This is a genomic window from Pseudomonas sp. Cab53 (assembly GCF_018325965.1).
In the GTDB taxonomy this organism is placed as follows: Bacteria; Pseudomonadota; Gammaproteobacteria; order Pseudomonadales; family Pseudomonadaceae; genus Aquipseudomonas; species Aquipseudomonas chlororaphis_E.
In genome coordinates this window covers 2857752-2880953 of sequence record NZ_AP021902.1, presented here as the reverse complement: position 1 = coordinate 2880953, position 23202 = coordinate 2857752, and the positions used below count along the sequence as shown (strand labels likewise).

The 23202-nt window shown below is 64.4% G+C and carries 20 protein-coding genes; 8 read left to right on the top strand and 12 right to left on the bottom strand.

Annotated elements, in window-relative coordinates:
- Positions 1-14: 14 nt before the first annotated feature.
- The 3 genes from KI241_RS12565 to pssA form a co-directional block, all read right to left on the bottom strand.
- Positions 15-986 carry an NAD-dependent epimerase/dehydratase family protein gene (locus KI241_RS12565; RefSeq protein WP_212803772.1) on the bottom strand — a complete coding sequence of 324 codons (972 nt, stop codon included), beginning with the start codon at positions 984-986 and terminating at the stop codon, positions 15-17.
- A gap of 168 nt (positions 987-1154) precedes the next feature.
- Positions 1155-2171 (bottom strand): AraC family transcriptional regulator, encoded by a 1017-nt coding sequence (locus KI241_RS12560; protein ID WP_042728122.1) that lies wholly within the window; start codon positions 2169-2171, stop codon positions 1155-1157.
- Between the two features lie 11 nt (positions 2172-2182).
- On the bottom strand, positions 2183-3526 hold the full coding sequence (gene pssA, locus KI241_RS12555; RefSeq protein WP_042728103.1) for a CDP-diacylglycerol--serine O-phosphatidyltransferase: 1344 nt from the start codon (positions 3524-3526) through the stop codon (positions 2183-2185).
- Between the two features lie 122 nt (positions 3527-3648).
- Here pssA and KI241_RS12550 point away from each other — a divergent pair, with 122 nt between their 5' ends.
- A complete protein-coding gene (locus KI241_RS12550) occupies positions 3649-4227 on the top strand; it encodes a TetR/AcrR family transcriptional regulator (protein ID WP_047738196.1) in 579 nt (192 codons plus the stop codon).
- A 45-nt stretch (positions 4228-4272) separates the two neighbouring features.
- Positions 4273-4752 carry a nuclear transport factor 2 family protein gene (locus KI241_RS12545; protein ID WP_042728105.1) on the top strand — a complete coding sequence of 160 codons (480 nt, stop codon included), beginning with the start codon at positions 4273-4275 and terminating at the stop codon, positions 4750-4752.
- 444 nt (positions 4753-5196) lie between these two features.
- Here the strand turns inward: KI241_RS12545 and KI241_RS12540 are convergent, their stop codons facing one another.
- Positions 5197-6258 carry a M42 family peptidase gene (locus tag KI241_RS12540; protein ID WP_212803771.1) on the bottom strand — a complete coding sequence of 354 codons (1062 nt, stop codon included), beginning with the start codon at positions 6256-6258 and terminating at the stop codon, positions 5197-5199.
- A gap of 223 nt (positions 6259-6481) precedes the next feature.
- Between KI241_RS12540 and KI241_RS12535 the strand changes: the two genes are divergently transcribed.
- Positions 6482-6883, top strand: coding sequence for a hypothetical protein (locus KI241_RS12535; RefSeq protein ID WP_042728106.1), 402 nt, complete (start codon positions 6482-6484; stop codon positions 6881-6883).
- Positions 6884-7051: 168 nt separating this feature from the next.
- On the opposite strand, the gene KI241_RS12530 is transcribed toward KI241_RS12535, so the two are convergent.
- From KI241_RS12530 to KI241_RS12515, 4 genes are all read right to left on the bottom strand, one after another.
- Complete coding sequence (locus KI241_RS12530) at positions 7052-9475, bottom strand: TonB-dependent receptor (protein ID WP_212803770.1); 2424 nt, start codon at positions 9473-9475, stop codon at positions 7052-7054.
- A 66-nt stretch (positions 9476-9541) separates the two neighbouring features.
- The gene (locus KI241_RS12525) at positions 9542-10489 is read right to left on the bottom strand and encodes a FecR domain-containing protein (protein WP_042728108.1); all 948 of its coding nucleotides are present in this window, start codon (positions 10487-10489) and stop codon (positions 9542-9544) included.
- Positions 10486-10995: a sigma-70 family RNA polymerase sigma factor gene (locus KI241_RS12520; RefSeq protein WP_212803769.1), complete on the bottom strand. Its 510-nt coding sequence runs from the start codon at positions 10993-10995 to the stop codon at positions 10486-10488. The genes KI241_RS12525 and KI241_RS12520 overlap by 4 nt, the downstream gene beginning before the upstream one ends.
- Before the next feature lie 159 nt (positions 10996-11154).
- Positions 11155-11676 (bottom strand): SgcJ/EcaC family oxidoreductase, encoded by a 522-nt coding sequence (locus tag KI241_RS12515; RefSeq protein WP_047738189.1) that lies wholly within the window; start codon positions 11674-11676, stop codon positions 11155-11157.
- A 173-nt stretch (positions 11677-11849) separates the two neighbouring features.
- On the opposite strand from KI241_RS12515, the gene KI241_RS12510 reads away from it, so the two are divergent.
- Genes KI241_RS12510 through KI241_RS12495 form a run of 4 tightly spaced genes read left to right on the top strand, consistent with a single transcriptional unit; the run spans position 11850 to position 16463 of the window.
- Positions 11850-13025 carry a sensor histidine kinase gene (locus KI241_RS12510; RefSeq protein ID WP_042728111.1) on the top strand — a complete coding sequence of 392 codons (1176 nt, stop codon included), beginning with the start codon at positions 11850-11852 and terminating at the stop codon, positions 13023-13025.
- Entirely contained in the window at positions 13022-13690 is a 669-nt protein-coding gene (locus KI241_RS12505) for a response regulator transcription factor (protein WP_042728112.1), read from the top strand. Before KI241_RS12510 ends, KI241_RS12505 begins: the two co-directional genes overlap by 4 nt.
- The gene (locus KI241_RS12500; protein ID WP_042728113.1) at positions 13687-15999 is read left to right on the top strand and encodes an ATP-binding protein; all 2313 of its coding nucleotides are present in this window, start codon (positions 13687-13689) and stop codon (positions 15997-15999) included. The genes KI241_RS12505 and KI241_RS12500 overlap by 4 nt, the downstream gene beginning before the upstream one ends.
- A complete protein-coding gene (locus KI241_RS12495; protein ID WP_042728114.1) occupies positions 15996-16463 on the top strand; it encodes a response regulator in 468 nt (155 codons plus the stop codon). Before KI241_RS12500 ends, KI241_RS12495 begins: the two co-directional genes overlap by 4 nt.
- A gap of 155 nt (positions 16464-16618) precedes the next feature.
- Here the strand turns inward: KI241_RS12495 and KI241_RS12490 are convergent, their stop codons facing one another.
- The 4 genes from KI241_RS12490 to KI241_RS12475 form a co-directional block, all read right to left on the bottom strand.
- On the bottom strand, positions 16619-17059 hold the full coding sequence (locus KI241_RS12490; protein ID WP_042728115.1) for a CBS domain-containing protein: 441 nt from the start codon (positions 17057-17059) through the stop codon (positions 16619-16621).
- A gap of 87 nt (positions 17060-17146) precedes the next feature.
- Positions 17147-17533, bottom strand: coding sequence for a nitrite reductase small subunit NirD (nirD, locus tag KI241_RS12485; RefSeq protein ID WP_042728116.1), 387 nt, complete (start codon positions 17531-17533; stop codon positions 17147-17149).
- On the bottom strand, positions 17533-20094 hold the full coding sequence (gene nirB, locus KI241_RS12480) for a nitrite reductase large subunit NirB (protein WP_212803768.1): 2562 nt from the start codon (positions 20092-20094) through the stop codon (positions 17533-17535). Before nirB ends, nirD begins: the two co-directional genes overlap by 1 nt.
- A 636-nt stretch (positions 20095-20730) precedes the next feature.
- Positions 20731-22293, bottom strand: coding sequence for a L,D-transpeptidase family protein (locus KI241_RS12475; RefSeq protein ID WP_212803767.1), 1563 nt, complete (start codon positions 22291-22293; stop codon positions 20731-20733).
- A gap of 163 nt (positions 22294-22456) precedes the next feature.
- Between KI241_RS12475 and KI241_RS12470 the strand changes: the two genes are divergently transcribed.
- Positions 22457-23137, top strand: a complete 681-nt coding sequence (locus KI241_RS12470; protein ID WP_042728123.1) for a murein L,D-transpeptidase catalytic domain family protein — start codon at positions 22457-22459, stop codon at positions 23135-23137.
- The last annotated feature ends 65 nt before the right edge of the window (positions 23138-23202 follow it).

Sequence of the window (23202 nt, the reverse complement as noted above, 5' to 3'; positions counted from 1 at the left end):
GGAAAAGGAAGGGGTTAGACGCCGTAATAGCCGCGGTACCAGTCAACGAACGCCTGCACGCCCACGGGCACCGCAATCTGCGGCCGGAAGCCCACGCGCGCTTCCAGTTCGCGGGTGTCCGCCCAGGTGTTGACCACGTCGCCTGCCTGCAACGGCATGCCATGCTTGATCGCACGAATGCCCAGGGACTCTTCCAGGCATTCGATGAACTGCAGCAACTGGACCGGCGCGCCAAACCCGATGTTGTAGACCTTGTTGCGCACCGCACCCGCCTCGGCCGGTGGCAACGGCAACAGCCGCACCAGGGCCTCCACGATGTCGTCGATGTAGGTGAAATCCCGCGACATGGCGCCGTCGTTGTAGACCTCCAGAGGCCGGCCACCCAGGATCGCCTCGGTGAACTTGAACGGCGCCATGTCGGGGCGTCCCCATGGCCCGTACACGGTAAAGAAGCGCAGGCCGGTGGTGGGAATGCCGTACAGGTGCGAGTAGGCGTGGGCCATCAGTTCGTTGGCGCGCTTGGTGGCCGCGTAAAAGGACACCGGCTGGTCGACGGGGTCATCCGTGCTGTACGGCAGGCGATCATTCAAGCCATAGACCGAGCTGCTCGAAGCGAACACCAGGTGCGCCGGCCTATGGGCCCGACAGGCTTCCAACACATTGAGGAAACCCACCAGGTTGCTTTGCGCGTAGACGTCGGGATGGTCGATGGAATAGCGCACCCCCGCCTGGGCGGCCAGGTGGACGACATGGTCGAACGCATGCCGGGCGAACAGATCCAGCAACGCCGGCTTGTCCGCCACGTCCATCCGCTGGAACTGGAATTGACTGCACGTGGCCAACTGCGCGAGCCGGGCGTGTTTCAGCTCGACGCTGTAGTAGCTGTTGAGGTTGTCGATGCCAATGACTTGATGGCCATCGCGGCATAGCCGCCTGGCGGTATGGAACCCGATGAAACCGGCGACACCGGTGACCAGGATTTTCATCGGGCGCGCCTTAACGCGATCCCGGCCAATGCATGTTCCCGCAAACCGACACAATCGTTACCCACAACGGTCATTTCCATTCACTACTCTGCTCGATGGCCTGTTTTTTCTATACCGAGGCTTATAGCAAGCAGACGTGACAGATTTATGAGCGCCGACCCGGTCGGGTCAGTGGGCGTCGTTGAGGATCAGGCTCCGGTAATGCCCAGGGTTGGACCCGGACCACTTGCGAAACGCCTTGTAGAAGGAACTGGCGTCGGCAAAGCCCAGGCGCGTGGCGATCTCGACGAAGCTGATGGCGGGCTCGGCCAGCCAGGCGATTGCCAACTCTCGACGCACGCTGTCCTTGAGGCCTTGATACGTCTGGCCCTCCTCTGCCAGGCGGCGACGCAGGGTGGACGCCGAGACGCACAACTGCTGGGCCAGGGTTTCGGTTTCCGGCCACTGTTCGGCGGGCAGTTGCCGCAGGTCGTGGCGGATGCGGCTGGCCAGGCTCTGCGGGTCGCGGTACTTGACCAGGATATTGGCCGGGGCGTGGGCCAGGAACCGCTTGAGTTCCTCGGGGCTGCGCCGGATGGGCAAGTCCAGGCACTCGGCGGCGAAGATCATCCGCGTGCGCGGCCGGTCGAAGCGCAGGTTCTGGGAAAACATCACCCGGTAGTCGTCGCAGAAGTCCGGCGCCGGGCAGCGCAGTTCGACGGAAAGAATCGGAATGCGTCGCCCCGCCAACCAACAGGCCACGCCATGGACGATCATCCAATAGGTGAAATAGGTAAAGGCCCGCTGCGGCGCCTGGTCGTCTTCGCAAAGGACGATTTCCGCCAGGCTTTGCTGGCGCACCCACTGCGCCGGCAGGTGTTCGAGCATCAGCGAAAGAAAGCCCAGCCCGGCCGTCAACCCCGCCGCCAGCGTCGGCTGCGCCATGGCGCACTGGCAGAGAAACGCCAGGCTGCCGGACCTGAGCTTGCGCGGGTCCATGCCGAAGAATTCGTCATCCAGGCGCCGCGCCAGCAAGCGCCAGAGCCGCGCATAAGCATGGGCCGGCACTCGCGCCTGAGGATCGTCCAGCAGCGCCGGGTCGATGCCGACCTTGCTCAGCACCTCGGCACTGGCCGCACCGGGGGCGCAGCTTTGCAGCAGCGCCTCGCGGACCAGTTGAATGGAGATGGTGTCTTTTTCAGACACGGCGCGGCTGTTCACAGGATCCGGTAAAGCAGCCGTTCTATCCGCACCCGGCTGACCCGTTTCAGGAACTTGGCAACGGCAGCCGGGTAATCCGGCAGGCTTTCAAGGTCCAGGAAGCGCTCGATCCGACGCGTGTGGCGGTAGATCTGCTCAAGCTCGGCCCGACGAGGTTCCAGCAGCTCACCCTTGGGATCGTCCAACAACAGGGCGTTTTCCAGGTCCAGGCGAAAGGCGCGCGGGTTGAGGTTGTTGCCGGTCAACAAGGTGTAGCGCTCGTCGACCCACATGCCCTTGAGGTGATAGGTGTTGTCGCCATCGCGCCACAGGTGCAGGTTCAACTGGCCGCTGTCGATGTAGCGCTGATGGCGCTTGGCGAAGCGCCGCAAGCTGATTTCATACAGGTAGGGCAACGCCGCGATGATCTTGAACGGTTCGCTGGGCGGGATATAGAAATCGTTGGCGGTCTTGTCGCCGACGATGATATCGATCTTGACCCCGCGGGCCAGGGCGCGATTGAGCTCGCGGGTCACGGCCAGCGGCAGGTTGAAGTATGGCGTGCAGATGGTCAGTTGCTGGCGGCTGCTGGCGATCAACTCGCCGATGACCCGGCTCAGCGGGTTGTTCTTGCCCACGCCCAGCAACGGACTGACCGACAGGCCACTCTTGTCGAGGCTGCCGGCGGTGGTGTCATAGGCCGCGTATTTCAACCGGCTGCGCAAATCGCCGATGTCCTTGCGCAGGCTGCGGGTGCTGGGCAGGTTAGGCAAGTCCAGGCGATGCACCGCCCTGGAGGTGACCAGGCCATGTTGCACCAGGTGATGCATGGAATCGGCCAGCGCGGTGTTGTGCAGCAGGTGGTAGCGGTCGTAACGATACTTGTCGAACTTGTGCAAGTAGACGTTGTTCAGGCTGGCCCCGCTGTAGAGCACGCAGTCGTCGATCACGAAGCCCTTCAAGTGCAGCACGCCGAACAGCTCGCGGGTCTGCACCGGTACGCCGTAGATCGGCACTTCGCTGTCGTGCAGGCGGGTTTGTTCCTGGTACCACGCCGAGTTGCCCGGCTGCTTCTTGGCGCCGATCAGGCCCCTCTGGGCCCGCAGCCAGTCCACCACCACGACCACGTCCAGTTCCGGACGGGCCGCCTTGGCGGCATGCAGGGCATCGAGGATTTCCTGGCCGGCTTCGTCCTGTTGCAGGTACAGGGCGACGATATAAATGCGCTGGGTAGCCTGGGCGATTTTCTCCAGCAGGCAACGGCGGAACTGGGCAGCGCCATCGAGGATGGTCACCGCCTCGGCGGTCAGTGCAAAGCTGCGCAGCTTGGGCAGCAGGGAGCGTTTGAAAAGCGACGGCATAGGGCTCGCAAAAGGTCGATTCCGAAGAACGGATGAGCTTACACCATGGATCGGCTCGGGTCTTCCCGTCGTCATGAAAAAAACATTTGACCAAGGAGAACGATCGTTCTACTGTCTATTACATGAATGAAATTACTAGCAGTGAAACACGAGACATCATTCTCGATGTCGCCGAAAAGTTGATCTATAAAAGTGGCATCGCGGCCACCGGCATGGACCTTCTGGTGAAAACCGCCGGCGTCTCGAGAAAAAGTATCTACCGTTACTTCGCCAATAAGGACGACCTGATCGTGGCCGCCCTCAAGCGCCGCGATGAACGCTGGATGCACTGGTTCAGCAGCGAGGTCGACAAGGCTCCGACCCCCGCCGCGCGCTTGCTCAACCTGTTCACCGTTCTCAAGGGCTGGTTCGACAGCGAGGGCTTTCGCGGTTGCGCGTTCATCAACACCAGCGGTGAGACCGGCGATCCCGAGGATCCGGTCCGCCAGTTAGCGAAGTTGCACAAACAGAAGTTGCTCGACTACGTCACCCGGCTGTGTGTCGACCAAGGTGTCGAAAACCCCGATGCGCTGGCTCGCCAACTGCTGATCCTGATCGACGGCGCCATCACCGTGGCGCTGGTGATGGGCGATCACGGCGCGGCCGACCAGGCCCGGGACATGCTGGGCAGCTTGCTGAAGCTGGACGAATCAAACGCATGACCCGTTGAACCGCTGTGCCCTTCATTTATCCATTGGAGATCTGCCATGTCTGCCTCTTCCGACGTTCGCCCGCCTTTGCCGCCCTTCACCCGTGAATCGGCCATCGAGAAAGTCCGCCTGGCCGAAGACGGCTGGAATTCCCGCGATCCGCAGCGGGTGTCCCTGGCCTATACGCTGGACACCCAATGGCGCAACCGCGCCGAGTTCGCCCATAACCGCGAGGAAGCCAAGGCCTTCCTGACCCGCAAGTGGGCCAAGGAACTGGACTACCGACTGATCAAGGAACTCTGGGCGTTCACCGACAACCGCATCGCCGTGCGCTACGCCTACGAATGGCACGACGACTCGGGCAACTGGTTCCGCTCCTACGGCAATGAGAACTGGGAATTCGACGAGCACGGGTTGATGGCCAACCGCTTTGCCTGCATCAACGACATGCCGATCAAGGAAAGCGAGCGCAAATTCCACTGGCCCCTGGGCCGCCGCCCGGACGATCACCCGGGGTTGTCCGACTTGGGGTTGTAAGGGCTGGATCGACGGCAGCCGCAACGAACAGGTTGGCTGCCAGGCCGTTTTCGCGGGCAAGCCCGCTCCCACAGGGATCAGGTACAGCCGCAAGAGCCAGGTCGGTTTTGAAGCCGCCTCGGCAAGCTTTTGATCTGGGGCGCCCCGTTAACCACGAGGGCCGAACGTAAGTGTTGCGCAGTGGAAAACCCGGCATGGATGCCGGGTGCTGAGCCATGAAGGGCCCTTCGCGGCCCACGGAGCCAGGTCTGCGTTCGGGCACACCGAGCCTGAGCGAGGTGCCGAGTGGTGGGGCTTGGGTTGCTATTGGCAGGTCCGGCTCCCGGCTTTTCCAAGAGTGACCGCTGTAAGACCGCAACCCTAAGCGGCCATTACGGCAGCAATGGATATGTACACAGATACACCTATACGCCAGCAGCCAAGCCTCTTCGTCAACCCCGCCTGTCAACGGCCCAGCAAAAAAGCCAATAACGTCGCCGCACAAGCTTCGATGCTTCCCTCCAGGATCAACTCATACCCATGGGTATTCTCCGTGGGGATCGCGATGCAACCGCCCTTGGCCGAGATCCCGCTGCCCATAATCGCGCTGGCGTCGCTGGCGAAATCCACCAGCAACGCAAACTGCGGCTCTAGCCCGCAGTGCTCGCCGGCACGATACAACCGGTCGACGATGTCGCGGCTATAACAGCCTTTCTCATCGCCGGTATTGATGATCGGGTTGACGCTCAGTTGCGTACCGTATTCTGCCGCCACCGGCCCAACCTCGACCGCCACGCTGACTTCCCCCGGTAAATGACTCGCCGCATACAGCGCGCCAGAGTTGGACTCTTCCTCCTGGGTGGTGAAGACAAAGTACACATCATCAGCCACCTCACCCCGGCGCAGGGCCAGTAAAGCCGCAGTCTGCAACGTCGCGACCATGGGCGCGCGGTCGTCGAGAAAGTGCGCAGCTATGGCATCGTTGACTCGAAACGGGCGGCGCCAGTGCTGGCTCAGGACCACCCGAGTTCCCGGTCGCACACCATGCTTCTGCAACTGCTCGACCGAGCAGCGGGTAATCACATGGACATCGTCCCAATGCACATTCCCCGACAGCACGTCCGCGCCCTGGTGGGTTTCGCCCGTGCAGTGCATTGAGCCGAACGACAACACACCAGGGATGAAACCGCGGTCGCCGAGGATGTCCACCGGGCAGACGCCGAAGTTCACCGGGTTGGCACCGCCCAAGGCCAGCACCCGCAGGGTTCCGTCGGGTTCGACGCCCTTGACCAGCATGGCGATTTCGTCCAAGTGCGCCATGATCCGCACCGGTGCGGGACTGTCGCCGGCCGCACCGATGCCCTTGATCAGCCCGATAACGTTACCGGCCGGATCGGTCCAGGTTTTATCGCAGTGGGGCTCCAGCTCTCGCAAGCATAGGCTGCGCACTTCGTCTTCCTGGCCGCCCGGACCACGGGCCATCAGCAATTCTTCCAACAGGGGCAATGTAGAGGGGTTGACGTGCATGGGTGAACGCTCTCCTTTTCCGCGCGGTTGACGCCGCTTGTCTTCTTGAGGCCGCCCTTAGGGGGAAAATTTGACTGAATCACCCTTTAACCGGACGAACGGCCTTAAGCTCGAAGAGAGGCAGGCAGACAGCCGGACGCTCGCCGGGGTTGACCACCGTGGCGCCAGCCATCACATTGCCCCTCGGAGAGCGTTTCGCTGTGTTGCCGACTGTGTGGAGCCCATGACCGCGTCGATCCCGATCCGTCCCCCCTGCCCGCCTGGCGTCTGTGATTGCCAACGCGATGAGCTGCTGCAAACGCCCGGCAGTGACTTGCGCATCCTTTGCCTCAACCGCCAGGAAGAAAAGCGCTTGCTCGAACGCCTGGAGAACATCCAGAGCCTTGACGAACTCCAGCACTTGCAACAGCGCTTGTACGAGAACCTCGGCATCCGCCTGAGCATCGAGCCCGGCTACAACGAAGTGCGCACCATGCGCGGTATCGCCATCGAGTTCCAGGCGCAAGCTGGCCTGTGCCGCAAAATTCGCCAGTCGATCCCCAGCGCCATCCGCCGCGGGCTGGAAAAGCGCCCGGAAATCGCCTGGCGCCTGCTCGATGCCCACGACCTGTTTCGCGACGCCTAGGCTCCGTCTGAAAAGCCTTGATACTCGTTCCTGCTGCGTTGAAAACCGGCTCGTGCGCGAGTCCGATCGGAATGCTCATTTACTCCAGTAAAGTCGAGCGCGACCCCGGCCGTTCCTCGCCGGTTTTCGCCTTGCCTGACCTTCGTCTCAAGACTTTTCAAACAGAGCCTAGAAGTCGACCGTCGCCGACAGCAGGTAGGTGCGCGGCGTCGACAGCGTCAAGCCCGGCTCGCTGTCATCCGAGGCCCCGGCCGAACTCCAGTAGCGCTTGTCGGCCACGTTCTCGACGTTGGCCCGCAGGGTCACGCGCTTGTCGTCGACCTTGAAGCCATAGCGTGCACCGACATCGAAGCGAACCCAGGAATCGATTTCCTTGTCGTTGGACGGGTCCAGGTACTGCGAGCTGGAGTAAATGCCGCGGCTGGTCAAGGTCAGGCCCTGCACCGTCGGCACATCCCATTCGGCGCCCAGGTTGACGTTGTACTTGGGCGTCGCCGGCGCGCGGTTGCCGTCGAAGGTCCCGCCTGTGGTATTGGTCAACTCGCTGTCGATGAACATCACCCCGCCGAGCAAGCGGGTGCCCTTGAGCGGCTCGCCGAACACGCTCAGTTCCACCCCGGTGTTCTCACGCTTGCCGTTCGGGCCGAAGACCCGTGTCGTCGCGTCGGTGGCATAGGCCGGCTGCTTGATGCGGAACACGGCGGCGGTCATGGCGAACGGGCCGGTGTCGTACTTGGCGCCGACTTCCACCTGACGGCTGATGAAGGGCGGGAAAATCTCATCCTCGTTCACCGAGGTCGAGGGCGCGATCTTGCCCTGGCTGAGGCCTTCCATGTAGTTGGCATACAGCGACAGCTTGTCGGTCGCTTTGAACAGGATACCGCCGGACGGCGAGACCTTCTCTTCATCGTAGGCGGTCACGCCCTTGACGTCGTTCGACCAGTCATCGACCTTGACCCGCTGCCAGCGCGCACCGAGGGTCAACAGCAGCCGGTCATCGAAGAAGCCCAGGGTGTCGGACAACGCCACGCCGCTGAAGCGGTTCTCGGTGTAGACCTTGTCGTCCTGGCGCGTCGGCGTGCCTGGCGTTGGCGTGTCCACCGGGTCGTACAGGTTGCTGCGACCGTTGGCATAGCGGGCGCCGCCGTTGGTGAAGTCCATGTAGAAGTAACTGGCCGCGAGGTTGACCTCATGGCTCACAGGGCCGGTGTGGAACCAGTTGCGCACGCCGGCGGTGGCCGTCCGGACGTTTTCGTCGCGGGTAAAGTCCCGGGGCGAAACGGTGAAGTCACCGGCGTCGTTGGTGACTGAAACGGCGTGGCGGAGAAAGTCGTGGTTGCTTTTGCGTGCGCCCACGCCGCCATACAGCATGACGGCATCGTTGACGTCGAATTCGGCGTTCACCGCGCCGAACGTGTCGGTGGTGCGCGCCTTGCTCCAGGCCTGGGCATAGTTGCTGCGCACATCGCTGGCGTGTGGCACCTGGGCGTTGGCGCCGACCTGCACACGCTCCTGGGGGGCGTCGGTGTCGCGCTCGGTGTGGCCGATGTCCGTCGAGAGCCGCAGGCGTTCACCGCGAAAATCCAGGCCCAGCACCGCCATCTCACGGTCGACGCTCTGGTGGTCCCATTCGGTGTCGCCGGACTGCTTCACGCCATTGAAACGCAGGCCGAACTGGTTCTCCTCACCGAAACGCCGGCCAACATCCACCGCGCCGCCCAGTTGATTGTTGGAGGCATAGCTGCCGGTGAACGAGTTGATGGGGGTGTCGGTGGCCCGCTTGGGCACCACGTTGATCCCGCCACCGACGCTTCCCCTCGGCGAGATACCGTTGATGAGCTGGGTCGGCCCCTTGAGGATATCGACGCGATCGGCCATCTCCATGTCGATGGTGTAGGTCGGCAGGACTCCGTAAAGGCCGTTGTAGGCGACATCGCTGTTGAACAGGCTGAGCCCGCGAATGGTGAACTGTTCGTAGCGTCCGCCCGCCGGGTTGGTGGCGCGCACCGATGGGTCGCTGGCGATCAAGTCACCGAGGGTACGGGCCTGCTGGTTCTTGACCGCTTCGCTGGTGTAGGTGGTCATGCTGAACGGCGTTTCCATGAAGTCCCGCGACCCCAGCAGGCCTTGGGAACCGCGCCGTGCGACCTGGCCGCCGGCGTACACGGGGGCGTCCGTCGCACCGTTGGCCCCAAGGATCGAGGTCGGCGCCAGTTGCAGGCTGCCGCCTTGGGGCGCGGGCATCAGGATGTAGGCCTGCTCACCCACCGGTTGCAATTGCAGGCCGGACCCTTGCAGCAACCGGGCGAAGCCTTCTTCGACCCCGTACTCGCCCGAGAGCCCGGCGCTGTTGCGCCCGCTCACCAACGCCGGGTCCACCGACAGGTTGACGCCCGCCAGCCCGGCAAACCGGGTCAGCGCCGTGCCCAGGCTGCCGGCAGGCACCTGGTAGCTGCGCCGAGCGGCCTCCTCGGCCTGGCTTGAAGCGATGAAGAAAGGGCTGGCGTTCAGGCTCAGCAGGAGGCTGAGGTTCAACAGCGGGCGCCAGCCGGCGAAGGCCGGGCGCAAACGCAACGGTACAACTGCGGACATGGGGAGGCGCTCTCATTTTGTTCGATTGCCTTGAATGACAAGCGAGACAAAAAAACGGGACAGGCTTCAAGCACTATTTTTTCGAAGCGTCAGGGTCACCCAGTAACGGGTGCGCAGGTGCACGTCCATCGGCAGGCTGGCCGAGAGCAGCGCCAGGATCCGGTCGGTGTTCTCCAGGCGGAAACTGCCGGTGACGCGAAGCGACTCCAAGGCTTCGTCCCAGCGCAATACACCCGGGCGATAGCGGGCCAGGTCCCGCAGGAAATCGCCCAGTGGCTGGTCCTGCGCCGTCAGCACGCCGTCGCGCCAACCCAACTGCAACATATCAAAGCGGCGCACCGAACCTGCGCCCGTGGCCTGGAAGTCGACCTGCTGGCCCGGCTCCAGCCCCAACAGCGGCCCGCGCAGCGGTTGCACCTGCGCCGCACCGCTGAGCACCGACACCCGGCATTCGTGCTCGCTCAAGCGCAGGCACGCTTCCCCCCGACTGACGCTGATCAACCCATAGGGCGACTGGATCGACAGCGGCGCGTCCCCCACCACCTTGAGGGCCATTTCGCCGCGCAGCAGCACCAGACGCCGCGTGGCGAGGTCCAGGTTCACGGCGCTGTCGGTGTTCAGTTGCAAGGCGCTGCCATCGGCCAGCGACCAACGTCGCTGCTCACCGGTGGCGGTGTGCAGGTCGGCACGCCAGACATCCAGTGGCAGCTCTCGCCCCAGCAACCAGGCAGTGGGCACCAGCGCCGCGACACCCAACGCCCGCTTGAGCACCGCACGGCGGGCCATGGCCGGGCGATCGAGGGTGGCCATGCCCACGGAAGCCGGGACCGCGGCGAAGCGCTGGCGCAAGCGCAGGGCCTTTTGCCAGGCCGCCTCGTGATGAAGACTGCTGTCGCGCCAGCGTTGCAACGCGGCGGTGTCGAATGCCGCGTCGGCCGACTCCAGCAGTGTCAGCCAATGGGCCGCCGCCCGGGCGGCATCGCGGGCTTCAGGTGTTGGGCCTGGGCGGTTCAAAAGTCCACCAGCAGGCAGTGTTCGTAGGCCTGGGCCATGTAGCGCTTGACCGTCCGCTCGGACACCTGCAAACGCTCGGCAATCTCCCGGTAGCCCAGGCCTTCGAGCTGGCTCCAGAGAAAGGCCCGCCGCACCAGGGGCGGCAGGCCGTCGAGCAGTTCGTCCAGGGCGTGAAGGGTCTCCAACAGCAACCAACGCTGTTCGGGGGACGGTACGCAGGCTTCGGGCAGGCTCGCCAACGCGTCGAGATACGCCTGGTCCAGGTTGCGCCGGGTGTAGAAGTTGCTCAACAGTCGCTTGCCGACCGTCAGCAGGTAGGCCCGAGGCTCCTGCAGCTCGGCCAAAGCCTGGGAGCTGGCGAGCACGCGCAGGAAGGTATCCTGGCGCAGGTCCGCCGCATCCCAGGCATTGCCCAGGCGCCGTCGCAACCAGTTTTCCAGCCAGCCGCCGTGGTCACGGTACAACGCGTGGAGGGAGTGTTCCGTCGGCGAAGCTGCATCACCCATGTCAAGAAGCCTGTGCAAGGTCTTAAATGAGACTGATTCTAATTAATGTTCATGAACGAATCCAGGCTCTTTGGCTGATGCCCTGCACGCCAGCAAAAAAAACGGCGGGAGCCGAGGCCCCGCCGTTGCGCAGTGCTTGAAGATGGGCTGCCCCAGGGATCAGTGACTGGCGTGCAGCGCCTTGGGCACTTCCGGCATGGCCGAAGAGTGATGGTTGATGATCTTCCACTGCCCGTCGAGGCGCTCGTAAAGGAAGGTGTAGCGAGCCTGGACGTCGCGCTTGGAGCCGTCGGCATTGGTCAGGGTGAAGGTGTAGACCCCACTGTCCATGGCCGCATCGGGGCCCATGTGGCGAATTTCCCGGTAGTTGATCTGCCCCACCGGCTTGCCGACCAGGAAATGGTCGAAGTAATCCTGGATCTGCGCCGGCGTGGTGCGCACCTTGTTGGACAGGGTCGGTTGCAGGACCGCATCCGGCGCGTAGAGGCCGGTCATCGCGCTGGCGCTGCCAGACTTCAGCGTGGTGTTCCAGCGGTCGAACAGCGCGGCAATTTCCTGGTCATTCACGTTCTTGGGCTGTTCGGCCACGGTGCGGTACACGTAGGGCGTGGCATCCACGGCGTGGACAAACGGCGTGGTCAGCAGGAAAAAAGCGGCCAGGGTGAAGGTTTTCATTTTCATCGCAGGGTTCCTTTGGGTTTCAATGGCCCCACTTTGCCGGCCCGCGCTGGCGCCGCCATCGGCCAACCGGTGCCGCTCGCCTATGCCATTCGGCAGATAGGCCCGGTGCCGTCGACACGTTTTAATGACGTCACCGCGAACCCTTGCAGTCCCTTTTCACGCTGGAGCCCCCCATGCAAAGCCCGCCCCATGACCCCGGCAGCGCCCTGGCCATCCGTAGCCAGTACCGGCAATCCCAGAGCCGCGCGGCGCGCCTGGGCCTGTTGCTGGGCACCGGGCATGAACTGACCCAGTTGCCCCTGGCACAGATGCGCCAGCGGGCGGTGCAGCGGGCCTGCGCGTTCATGGCCATGGACCACGGCCTGCTGCTGGAATGGACACCGGAGGCGCCGGTGCGCGCCATTGCCAGCCACGGCAGCGGCGAGCGCCTGGAACTGCTGGCCAGCTTCGCCCAGCCGCCGTCGCCCGGCCCGCAATGGCAGGAGCACCCTGGCAGCGCCCTGCCCCAGGTCTTGCGGGTGCCGTTGCGCGCCTCCGACGGCGCGGTGTTCGGCGCGTTGATGCTGGGCAACAGCGTGGCCCTCGGGGCGCCGGACAACGAGGACATCGAGTCGCTGCAACTGCTGGCGACCCTGCTGGCGGCGCACCTGGAAAACAGCCGGCTGCTCGAAGCGCTCCAGGCCCGCGAGCGCACCATGTCGGAGCTGGTCCATCGCCTGTTCAGCGCCCAGGAGGCCGAGCGCAAGCGCGTCGCCTACGACCTGCATGACGGCCTGGCGCAGAACCTGGCCGGGTTGCATCAGCGCCTGCAAGGGTTCGCCGGTCGCTGCCCGACCCTGCCACCGGCGCTGGCCAGCGAGCTGCGCACGATTCTCGACCTGGCCCAGGGCTGCGTCGGCGAAGGTCGGCAACTGATCGGCGGCCTGCGTCCCCACGTGCTCGATGACTTCGGCCTGTACAAGGCCGTCGACAAGGAAGCCGATCGCCTGCGAGAAGCCGGCCTGGCGGTGACCTGGGCCGAACACAGCACCGCTCGCCTGCCCGGCCACGCCGAGATCGCCCTGTTCCGCATCGCCCAGGAAGGCATCAATAACATCCTCAAGCACGCCCAGGCCCGACACGTGAGCCTGGCGCTGGCAGTGGACGATGATTACGCGGCGCTGCGGGTGGAAGATGACGGTCGCGGCTTTGCCCTGGAACAACCCATCGAGGCCTGTCACCTGGGGCTGGCGGCCATGCAGGAACGGGCAAGCCTGCTGGGTGGCCAGCTGTCGTGCATCAGCCAGCCCGACGCAGGCACCCGGCTGTTGGCCCGCGTGCCACTGCCGGCCCAGGGAGTACAGCCATGAACCGCCCCCTGCGCCTGTTGCTGGCCGACGATCACGAAGTCACTCGCACCGGGTTTATCAGCATGTTGGCCGGCAGCCCGGGGTTCGAGGTCGTCGGCCAGGCCCGCGATGGCCAGGAAGCCCTCGACCTGTGCGAACGGCTGCAACCGGACATCGCGATCCTCGACATCCGCATGCCGGTCCTCAACGGCCTGGGGGCGGCGCGCATCCTGCAGCAGCGCCAGCCGGGCATCAAGGTGGTGATCTTCACCATGGACGACAGCCCCGATCACCTGGAAGCTGCAATCGGCGCTGGCGCGGTCGGTTACCTGCTCAAGGACGCCAGCCGCGATGAAGTCCTCCACGCCCTCACGCGGGTCGCCGCGGGCGAAGAGGCCCTGAACAGCTCAGTCAGTGCCCGCCTGCTGCGACGCATGGCCGAGCGCGGTGCCACGGGCGCGGCGCCTGTCCAGGCTCTGACCGCCCGGGAACGCCAGGTGCTGGGCCTGGTGGCAGCCGGTTTCAGCAATCGGGAGATCGGCGAAAAACTCGGCATCGCCTCCGGCACCGCCAAGGCCCACGTGGAGCGTGTCATCGGCAAGCTCGGCGCCGCCGACCGGACCCAGGCCGCCGTGCGCGGCGTGGCGCTGGGGCTGGTGGCGCAGCCTTCGGGGCAGTGGCCATGAGGTTCCTCGCCGCCCGCCGTTGGGCCGACCTGCCATTGCGCGGCAAGGCCCTGGTGGTGATCTCGCTGCCGCTGGTGGTCCTGTTGCTGTCGCTGGTGCTGATCTACATCACCGAACGCCAAACCGCGCGCGCCGAGGAGGACGTGCGCCGGGTGTTGCTCGTGCAGGGCGATATCCAGACCGTGCACACCCTGCTGGCCGAAGCGGCGGCCAGCGTGCGCGGCTACCTGCTGACCCGCCGCGAGGACTTCCTGCCCAGCTACGAGCAGGCCACGCCGCTGATCCAGGCGGCGTTGCAGCGCCTGGACCACAACATCCGCGATGCCCGGATGCGCGAGCACCTGCAGACCATCACCCCGCTGATCGCCGACAAACTCGCCGGACTGGTTGCGTTGCGCGCCAACCACGGCGACGACCCCGAAGCCATCACCGCCATCCTGATCGAGAACAAGCAGGTGCTGGACGTCTTGCGCGAGCAGATCAGCGCCATGCGCATACGCGAAGACGCCCTGCTCGCCGACCGCAGCGCCGCCGCCTCGGCCACGCGCATGCGCCTGTTGTTCGCCACCTTGCTGGCCGCTGTGTGCGGCCTGCTGGGGGCGATTGTCGCGGTGCTGTTCCTGTCCAAGGGCATTGTCGCCCGGGTGCAGCAAGTGCAAGGCAACGCCCAACGCCTGGCGCTGGGCCAACCCTTGTTGCCACAGCCGCCGGAGCAGGATGAGATCGGCCAGCTCGGCACGCGCCTGATCGAGGCCGGGCAGTTGCTGGCCGAACGCGAACGGGCGCTGCGCGACAACGAGGAACGCCTACGCCTGATCATCGATGGCGTGAAGGACTACGGGATCTTCGCCCTCGATGCCCAAGGCCACGTCACCACCTGGAACGTCGGGGCCGAGCGGATCAAGGGCTACACCGAACAGGAGATCCTCGGCCGGCACTTTTCCCTGTTCTACCTGGCCGAGGAGTGCCCGGAGCACCCGGACATGGCCTTGCGCGAGGCCACGCGGGACGGGCACTACATGGAGGAAGGCTGGCGCTGTCGCAAGGACGGCAGCCGTTTCTGGGCCAGCGTGGTCATCACCGCCCAATACGACAGCACCGGCGCGCTGCGCGGTTTTTCCAAGATCACCCGCGACATCACCGACCGCCGCGCCGCCGAGATCGCGCTGCGCACGGCGCGCGAAGAAGCGGAAAGCGCCAGCCGGGCCAAGAGCGAGTTTCTTTCTCGCATGAGCCACGAACTGCGCACGCCGCTGAACGCGATCCTCGGTTTCGCCCAGTTGCTGGACATGGACTCCAGCGCCGGCCAGCGCCCCCAGGTCAGCCACATCCTGCGTGCCGGCCAGCATCTGTTGGCGTTGATCAATGAAGTGCTGGACATCGCTCGGATCGAAGCCGGACGCCTGCCGTTGAACATCGAGCCGATCGCCCTGGCGACGGTGTTGCACGAAGCCCTGACGCTGGTCTCTCCCATGGCGGCCGATGCCGGCATTCGCCTGGTCGAGTTGCCGCCCCTGGCTGACGACAGCGGCGTGCTCGCCGACCGCCAGCGCCTGGTGCAGGTGCTGCTCAACCTGCTGTCCAACGCCATCAAGTACAACCGCCCCGGCGGTGAGGTGCGCATTGAAGTGAGCGTGCGGCAGCGACAGGTGAGCATCGCCGTCATCGACACCGGCCAGGGCATCGACCCGGCCCTGATGGACCAGTTGTTCAAGCCTTTCGAGCGCCTGGGGGCCGATCCCAAGGTCGAAGGCACCGGCCTGGGATTGTCCTTGAGCAAAAGCCTGCTGGAAATGATGCAGGGCCAGCTCCAGGTCCACAGCGAGCCGGGCCACGGTTGCTGCTTCACCCTGCAATTGCCCGCCACCCAGGTGGCCGGCGCCCGCCTGCCGCCCATCGCCACCCTGGCAGTGCCCCACGCGCCGGTCGAATACCAGGGCAAGGTGCTGTGTATCGAGGACAACCTGTCGAGCCTGGCACTGATCGAGACCCTGATGCAGCGTCGCCCCGGCATCCAGCTGTTGTCGAGCATGCAGGGCCAACTGGGTCTGGACCTGGCTCGCCAGCACGCCCCGCAGTTGATCCTGCTGGACGTCACCCTGCCGGACCTGGAAGGCCTGGAAGTCTTGCGTCGGCTGCGCCAGTCAGCGGCCACCGCGTCCACGCCGGTGCTGATGATCACCGCCGACGCCAGCGACCTGACCCGGCGCGCCCTGCACGAGGCCGGCGCCACGGCGATCCTGACCAAACCTATTCATATCCAGGCCTTTCTGGGCCACCTCGCACAGTATTTACCGGAGCCCGCATGAATCGCGACTTGCGCATCCTGATCGTCGACGATCAACGCCCCAACCTGGACTTGATGGAACAACTGCTGGCCCGCGAAGGCTTGCACAACGTGCTCAGCAGCACCGAGCCGTTGCGCACCCTCGACCTGTTCAACAGCTTTGAGCCGGACCTGGTCATCCTTGATCTGCACATGCCGGCGTTCGATGGCTTTGCCGTGCTGGAACAGCTCAACCGGCGCATTCCGGCCAACGACTACCTGCCGATCCTGGTACTGACCGCCGACGCCACCCGCGACACCCGCCTGCGCGCCCTCGCCCTCGGCGCCCGAGACTTCATCAGCAAGCCCCTGGACGCACTGGAAACCATGCTGCGCATCTGGAACCTGCTGGAAACCCGGGCGCTCTACAAGGCCTTGCGCGAATTGATACCGTCCCAGCAGATCGAGCTGCTGCGCCAGCACCGGCCCACTGCCGAGTCTCGCTAGCGCGATGGCCGTTCATGAAGAGTCCGGTCCTGTGGCGAGGGAGCTTGCTCCCGCTCGGTTGCGCAGCGACCGTCAGGCGATGCAACCACTGCACCGCCTGGCGCTAGCAAACGCCCTCGCCACAAGAGTCAGGAACCTGGGAAAAGACCGCGCGCTCAATGCCCGCGAATGTAATGCTCCAACTGCCGAATCAGGTCTGCCTGTTCAACAATGGCTTGCTTGACCAGGTCACCAATCGACAACAAGCCGATCAACTGGCCGTTATCCAGCACCGGCAGGTGCCGCAGGTGGCTGTCGGTCATGACTTCCATGCAGCGCTCGATGCTCTGCTGGCTGTCGGCGGTGATCACCGGCGTGCTCATGATGGTGCGCACCGGGGTGCCCACGGACGAACGCCCGTGCAGGACCATTTTGCGTGCGTAGTCACGCTCGCTGAACACCCCCACCACCTGCCCGTCTTCGATCACCGGCAAGGCCCCGACATTCTTCTCGGCCATGATCTGCAACGCTTCGAGTACGGTTTGTTCCGGCGCGATGCTGTGGACCTGCTGGTGCAACACACTTTTGAGTTTCACCAGTTGAGCGGCGGTTTTCATGGCAAATCCCCGGTTTGAAATAATGGCGTGCTTGTAAACCCTTGAGTGGCAAAGGCACTTGCGCCCTCGCCACTCCGTGCTCGCAGGTCAGCTTTCACCAATCTCCACCACGTCACCGTTCAAGCGCACCGGCCATACCCGCAGGCGCTGCTCCGGGTATTCCAGGCAATGGCCGTCTTCCAGGCGAAAATGTTGCTTGTACATCGGCGAGGCAATCACCAACTCGCCCTTGATGCTGCCCAACAAGCCACGGCCGATGACGTTCGCCCCGGACTTGGGGTCGCGATTGTCGAGGGCGTACAGCGGCTTGTCCTGCTGCTCGGGCAGGTACAGCAACGCCACCTGGCTGCCCTCGTGCCAGGCGACCACGCCGGAGTTGGCCACCAGATCCTCGCGGCTGCACAGGGCACGCCATTGCACAGGGGCCTGGGCGACTTCGCGAGTGGAAAGACGAACGACGTTTGACTGGCTCATCAGAGCACCTCCTCGGTGACGGGAATCAGGTGAAGTTCGCCGGCGTGAACCGGCCGGCGCTGGCCGCGTTCCCTGACGAAATGAACGTCCGGATCGCCGCGACCATCGTTGACGAAGGTCCGGAAACGCTTGAGTTTGTCCGGATCCTTGAGGGCGTTGGCCCATTCGCATTCGTAGCGGTCGACCACCAACTGCATCTGGGCTTCGAGCTCGGCGCCCAGGCCCAGACTGTCGTCGATGATCACGTCCTTGAGGTAGTCCAGGCCGCCTTCCAGGCTTTCGCGCCAGACCGAGGTCCGTTGCAGCTTGTCGGCGGTGCGGATGTAGAACATCAGGAAGCGGTCGATGTAGCGGATCAGCGTGGCGTCATCCAGGTCCGTGGCGAACAGTTCGGCGTGGCGCGGACGCATGCCGCCATTGCCCGCCACGTAGAGGTTCCAGCCCTTCTCCGTGGCGATCACGCCAACGTCCTTGCTCTGTGCTTCGGCGCATTCGCGGGTGCACCCGGAAACGGCGAACTTGAGCTTGTGCGGCGAACGCAGGCCTTTGTAGCGATCCTCCAGGGTCAGGGCCATCTGCACGCTGTCCTGCACCCCGTAGCGGCACCAGGTGCTGCCCACGCAGGACTTCACCGTACGAGTGGATTTGCCGTAGGCATGACCGGTCTCGAAGCCGGCTTCGATCAGCTCGGCCCAGATGTCCGGCAACTGGTGTAACTGGGCGCCGAACAGGTCGATGCGTTGGCCGCCGGTGATCTTGGTGTAGAGGTCGTATTTCTTCGCCACCACGCCGATGGCGATCAGTTTGTCGGCCGTGATCTCGCCGCCGGCAATGCGCGGTACCACCGAATAGGTGCCGTTCTTCTGCATGTTCGCCATGAACGTGTCATTGGTGTCCTGCAATGGCACCAGGGACGGGTCCATGATCGGCTGGTTCCAGCACGACGCCAGGATCGAACCCACCGCCGGTTTGCACAGGTCGCAACCGGTGTGGCCGCGACCGTGCTTGGCCAACAGTTCATCGAAACTGATGATGCCTTCCACCCGCACCAGGGCGTACAGCTCCTGGCGGGTGTAGGCGAAGTGTTCGCACAGGCTCTTGTCGACGCTGACGCCACGGGCGACCAGCTCGTGCTCGAACACCTGCTTGACCAGCGCAGCGCAGCCCCCGCAACCGGTGCCGGCCTTGGTGTCGCACTTGAGTTGGCCAAGGTCCGTACAGCCACTGTCAATGGCCGAGCAGATCGAACCCTTGGTGACGTTGTGGCACGAACAAATGGTTGCCGCGGCGGGCAATGCGGCCGGGCCCAGGGTCGGCGCGCCTTCGGAGGACGGCAGGATCAGGCTGGCCGCGTCCTTGGGCAACGCGATGCCGTTCTGCATGTATTGCAGCAAGGTGTCGTAGTAACTGTTGTCACCCACCAGCACCGCGCCGATCACGCGCTTGCCGTCGGCGTCCACCACCAGGCGCCGGTAGCTGGCGCTGGTTTCGTCGATGAACTGGTAGCTGCGCGAACCCGGCGTATTGCCTTGGGCGTCGCCAATGGAGCCAACGTCGACCCCAAGCAACTTGAGCTTGGTGGACATGTCGGCGCCGGTGAAGGCTTCGCCGTGTTCACCGCACAGTTGCGCCGCGACGCTGCGGGCCATCTGGTAACCCGGAGCGACCAGGCCGAAAATGCTGCCGTTCCAGGCCGCGCATTCGCCGATGGCGTAGATGTCCGGGTCGCTGCTCAGGCATTGATCGTCGATCACCACGCCGCCGCGCGGGCCGATGTGCAGGTCGCTTTGGCGCGCCAGGGCGTCCTGGGCGCGAATCCCGGCGGAAAACACGATGAGGTCGGTTTCCAGGAAGTCGTCGCTGCCGAAATTCATCCGATAGCGGTACTGTTCGCCGGCGCTGATGGACTGGGTGCCCTTGGACAGGTGCACGCCGACGCCCAGGGACTCGATGCGGGCCTTGAGGGCCAGGCCACCTTGCGGGTCCAGTTGCACCGGCATCAGGCGCGGGGCGAATTCCACCACATGGGCTTCGAGGCCGAGACTCTTGAGGGCATTGGCCGCTTCCAGCCCCAACAGCCCGCCACCGACCACCACGCCACGCCGGGCATTGTTGGCGGCGGCCCGGATGGCATCCAGGTCTTCCAGGGTGCGGTAGACCAGACAGGCATCCCCTTCGGCGCCGTCGATCGGCGGCACGAACGGGTAGGAACCGGTGGCAAGCACCAGTTTGTCGTAGCTGATGCGCTCGCCGGCGATGACGACCTGACGGGCCTGGCGGTCGATCTCCAACACCGGCACGCCCAAGTGCAGCGTGACGCCAGGCGTCTTGTACAGCGCGGCTTCGCCCAGGGCCAGGGATTCGGCGTCGCGACCGGCGAAATACTCGGACAGGTGCACGCGGTCATAGGCGCGCATCGGCTCTTCGCTGAACACATGCAGGCGGTAATGATTGAGGGCACCGCGTTCCACCAGTTGCTCGACGCAATGATGGCCGACCATGCCATTGCCGATCACGATCAGCGTTTGCAGCTTGTTCAGAGACGCAACGTTGGAATTCATAAAAGCACCCGACAAAAGCCCATCACGATTTTGAAAGCAAAAAAAAGACGCCTGAAACCTTGCGGTTCCAGGCGTCTTTGCCTGTTCTGTGCGGTATCGACCCGGCGACTGCGCCCCGATCTACCGATATCCCCCGGCCTGCTGGCGCTCGATCTTCGTTGACCGACGGGGCTGCCCACTCGAGTGTGTTCGCGGTGGGCCTGGACAGGCTCTTGCAGCGAGCGTGCCAACCCACGCATCGCAACGCTGCACGCCGTTGCAGCCCTTGCGGGCATGGGTTTACGGGCACCGGCGCCGGGGCTGCAAGCATTCAGGCCTCAGGCCAACGATTGCATTCCCATGGTGCGAGCCGGTGCAGTTGGCTTCATAAAAGTGCAGCCTGCCGGTGCACGGCAGACCTCATCCTTTGAAGAGGCAGCCGCTATTCGCGGGCAAGCCCGCTCCCACAAGGGATTTGGGATATACGCAGCCTTTGCATACCGCCCAATCCTGTGGGAGCGGGCTTGCCCGCGAAGACGGCGGCACATTCAGCCTCTTCATGACAGACACACCGCATTCGCGGGCAAGCCCGCTCCCACAGGGGCTGGCGCTGTTTGGGTTCTTTCACAAACAGCGGCTATACGGCCCGAGACGACCTCAGAGTGCCCGCCCCCGGGCCGCCGACAGCGGAGCATCGCGCCCATAGACATCGGGGATGTACACCGCCTGGCCTTGGTTGTCTGCCTGCACCGTCCAGTAACCCAGCAGGATCGGCATCGGCTTGGCCAACCTGAACTCGTGGGTCAGTTCGGTGGCCAGCAGCGTGTCGGTGCGGGCGCGCTCGGCCGGGGTCACCAGCAGATCCCGCAGGTGCAGCACTTGCTCGATGCGCACACAGCCCGAACTGAACGCCCGTGGCCCTTTGCTGAACAAGGCCTGGCTGGGGGTGTCATGCAAGTACACCGAGAACGGATTGGGAAAGCGAATCGCCATTTTTCCCAGTGGGTTCTTCGGGCCAGGATCCTGACGCAGCATGAGGTTGCCCGGATGCTCCCAGTCGATCTGCTCGGCGGTCAACGGCAGGCCATCACGGTCGAGGATCTTCAGGTTGTGCCGGTTGAGGAATTCCGGGTCGCGACGAATCTCGGGCAGCTTGTCCTCGCGCATGATGGTCGGCGGGATGGTCCAGGTCGGGTTGAGCGTCAGGCGGGTGACCCGGGACTTGAGCAGCGGGGTCTGCCGTTGGGCGCGCCCCACCTGGGTACGCGTCTGCCAGACCGGCGCGCCGCCCTGGTAGACCGTCAACTGGGCGGCCGCGACGTTGACCAGGACGCTGTCGGGTTCAAGGTCCTGGGCCAGCCAGCGCATGCGTTCGAGGTTGATGCGCAACTGCTCGCGGCGCATCGCCGGGCTGATGTTCAACTCGGTGACCGTCCACGGCCCTACCACCCCATCGGCTTGCAGCGAATGCTGGAGCTGGAAGCGCTTCATCGCGTCCACCAACGTGGGGCTGTAGTGCTCGTCATCCACGGTCGGCGGCGCGCTCAGGTAGCCTTCGTTGTACAACCGTTGGGCCAGGGCCGGGATGCGGGCATCCTGCTTGTCCGGTTGCAGCAACGGCCCCCCGGGCACCGGTTGCCAGTCGGACAACGGCTGTTGGCGCAATCGTGCATAGAGGCTGCGCAGGTTGCGATACAGCTCCAGGTTCGGCCGCGCCTGCTCGAACGCCTTGGGCAGGTCCTGCACACCGGACACGGCAATGGCCAGCACCAGGGCCGGACGGTCGACGGCCTGCGGGTCGGCTTTCCACACCGGCTCCAGCCGGTCCTGGGGCAAATAGCCGAAGCGCAGCTCGTACAAGGCTTGCAGGTAGCGCTGAGTGATGGCGATGTCGACGCAATGGGCGCCCTGCAGCGAGCCGGCGGCAGGCAAGCCGTAGCGCGCCGGATCCAGCCCGTCATCGGCCAGTTGCTGCAACTGCTGGTGCAACGCCTCCAGTCGCTCGTCGGTCGACCAGACCTCCTGGCCTGCGTTTTGCTGATAGAACGCCTGCAAGTTGATCATCGTCGAAAAGTCGACGCTGGCCGCGACTTCCGGGCATGTGACCGACAGTTGCGCCAGTGTGGTCTGCACCAGCGCCGGGTCGCCGTCCTCGGCTGTTGCGACCAATGGCGCGGTGAGCAACAAAAGGCTCAGGTAACATGCGGATTTTTTGAACAACTGCTTTACTCCACTCCATGGCCGTCTCGTTGACGGTCAAACATTGCGACAGGTACGACCCGCCATTATGCAAACGAACAAGACCGGACGGGATGCCGCACACACACACCGCCGTGGGAATTTTTCAATCGTGTCGGGCCTGGTGCGCCGACTCGGCCTGGTCATGACCGCATTGGGCATCACGTGCAGCCCGGCGCTGGCTGGCCAGCCGAATTCCCAACTCCTTTACAACAGCCTCGCCCACGCGGCGCCGGAACTCAATCCCCAGGCGTTGAAAAGTGCCTTGAGTGCCATGCAATGCGCCGTCGCCAACGGTGCCACCCAGGCCCGCCACCTGGCGGTGATCGACTATTCGCAACCGTCCACGGCGCGCCGCCTGTGGATCTTCGACCTGCGCCAGAAAAAACTGGTGCTGCGCGACCTGGTGGCCCACGGACAGAAATCCGGGGAAAATTTCGCCACGCAATTCTCCAATCAACTGGGCAGCTACCAGTCCAGCCTGGGCCTGTTTCGTACCCAGGAAAGCTACCAGGGCACCCACGGCTACTCGCTGCGCATGGACGGCCTGGAACCGGGCTTCAACGACCAGGCCCGCGACCGGGCGATCGTGATCCACGCCGCCGACTACGTGAACCCGCTGTGGAGCGTGCGCCAGGGCCGTATCGGCCGAAGCCAGGGATGCCCCGCCGTGCGTCCCAAAGTGGCACGCCAGGTCATCGACAAGCTCAAGGACGGGCAATTCATGTTTTCCTGGTACCCGGACCCAAGCTGGCTCAAGCGTTCCGCCTACCTGAACTGCCGACCACAACAGGTGGCGAGCATCCTGGCGACCCGTGGCGGTTGAACCCCGCGGGTAAATCCCCTCGCCACAAGGATTGCACCTGACCGGGCTATCGCTAAAATGCCGGC

Excerpts from the sequence above, each read along its gene's own strand:
- KI241_RS12510 (WP_042728111.1), top strand. The coding sequence starts at position 11,850 with ATGCAAAGCCCGCCCCATGACCCCGGCAGCGCCCTGGCCATCCGTAGC.
- KI241_RS12530 (WP_212803770.1), bottom strand. The coding sequence starts at position 9,475 with ATGTCCGCAGTTGTACCGTTGCGTTTGCGCCCGGCCTTCGCCGGCTGG.
- KI241_RS12515 (WP_047738189.1), bottom strand. The coding sequence starts at position 11,676 with ATGAAAATGAAAACCTTCACCCTGGCCGCTTTTTTCCTGCTGACCACG.
- nirB (WP_212803768.1), bottom strand. The coding sequence starts at position 20,094 with ATGAATTCCAACGTTGCGTCTCTGAACAAGCTGCAAACGCTGATCGTG.
- KI241_RS12505 (WP_042728112.1), top strand. The coding sequence starts at position 13,022 with ATGAACCGCCCCCTGCGCCTGTTGCTGGCCGACGATCACGAAGTCACT.
- KI241_RS12520 (WP_212803769.1), bottom strand. The coding sequence starts at position 10,995 with ATGGGTGATGCAGCTTCGCCGACGGAACACTCCCTCCACGCGTTGTAC.
- KI241_RS12470 (WP_042728123.1), top strand. The coding sequence starts at position 22,457 with ATGACCGCATTGGGCATCACGTGCAGCCCGGCGCTGGCTGGCCAGCCG.
- KI241_RS12500 (WP_042728113.1), top strand. The coding sequence starts at position 13,687 with ATGAGGTTCCTCGCCGCCCGCCGTTGGGCCGACCTGCCATTGCGCGGC.
- KI241_RS12550 (WP_047738196.1), top strand. The coding sequence starts at position 3,649 with ATGAATGAAATTACTAGCAGTGAAACACGAGACATCATTCTCGATGTC.
- KI241_RS12535 (WP_042728106.1), top strand. The coding sequence starts at position 6,482 with ATGACCGCGTCGATCCCGATCCGTCCCCCCTGCCCGCCTGGCGTCTGT.
- pssA (WP_042728103.1), bottom strand. The coding sequence starts at position 3,526 with ATGCCGTCGCTTTTCAAACGCTCCCTGCTGCCCAAGCTGCGCAGCTTT.
- KI241_RS12495 (WP_042728114.1), top strand. The coding sequence starts at position 15,996 with ATGAATCGCGACTTGCGCATCCTGATCGTCGACGATCAACGCCCCAAC.
- KI241_RS12545 (WP_042728105.1), top strand. The coding sequence starts at position 4,273 with ATGTCTGCCTCTTCCGACGTTCGCCCGCCTTTGCCGCCCTTCACCCGT.
- KI241_RS12490 (WP_042728115.1), bottom strand. The coding sequence starts at position 17,059 with ATGAAAACCGCCGCTCAACTGGTGAAACTCAAAAGTGTGTTGCACCAG.
- KI241_RS12565 (WP_212803772.1), bottom strand. The coding sequence starts at position 986 with ATGAAAATCCTGGTCACCGGTGTCGCCGGTTTCATCGGGTTCCATACC.
- nirD (WP_042728116.1), bottom strand. The coding sequence starts at position 17,533 with ATGAGCCAGTCAAACGTCGTTCGTCTTTCCACTCGCGAAGTCGCCCAG.
- KI241_RS12540 (WP_212803771.1), bottom strand. The coding sequence starts at position 6,258 with ATGCACGTCAACCCCTCTACATTGCCCCTGTTGGAAGAATTGCTGATG.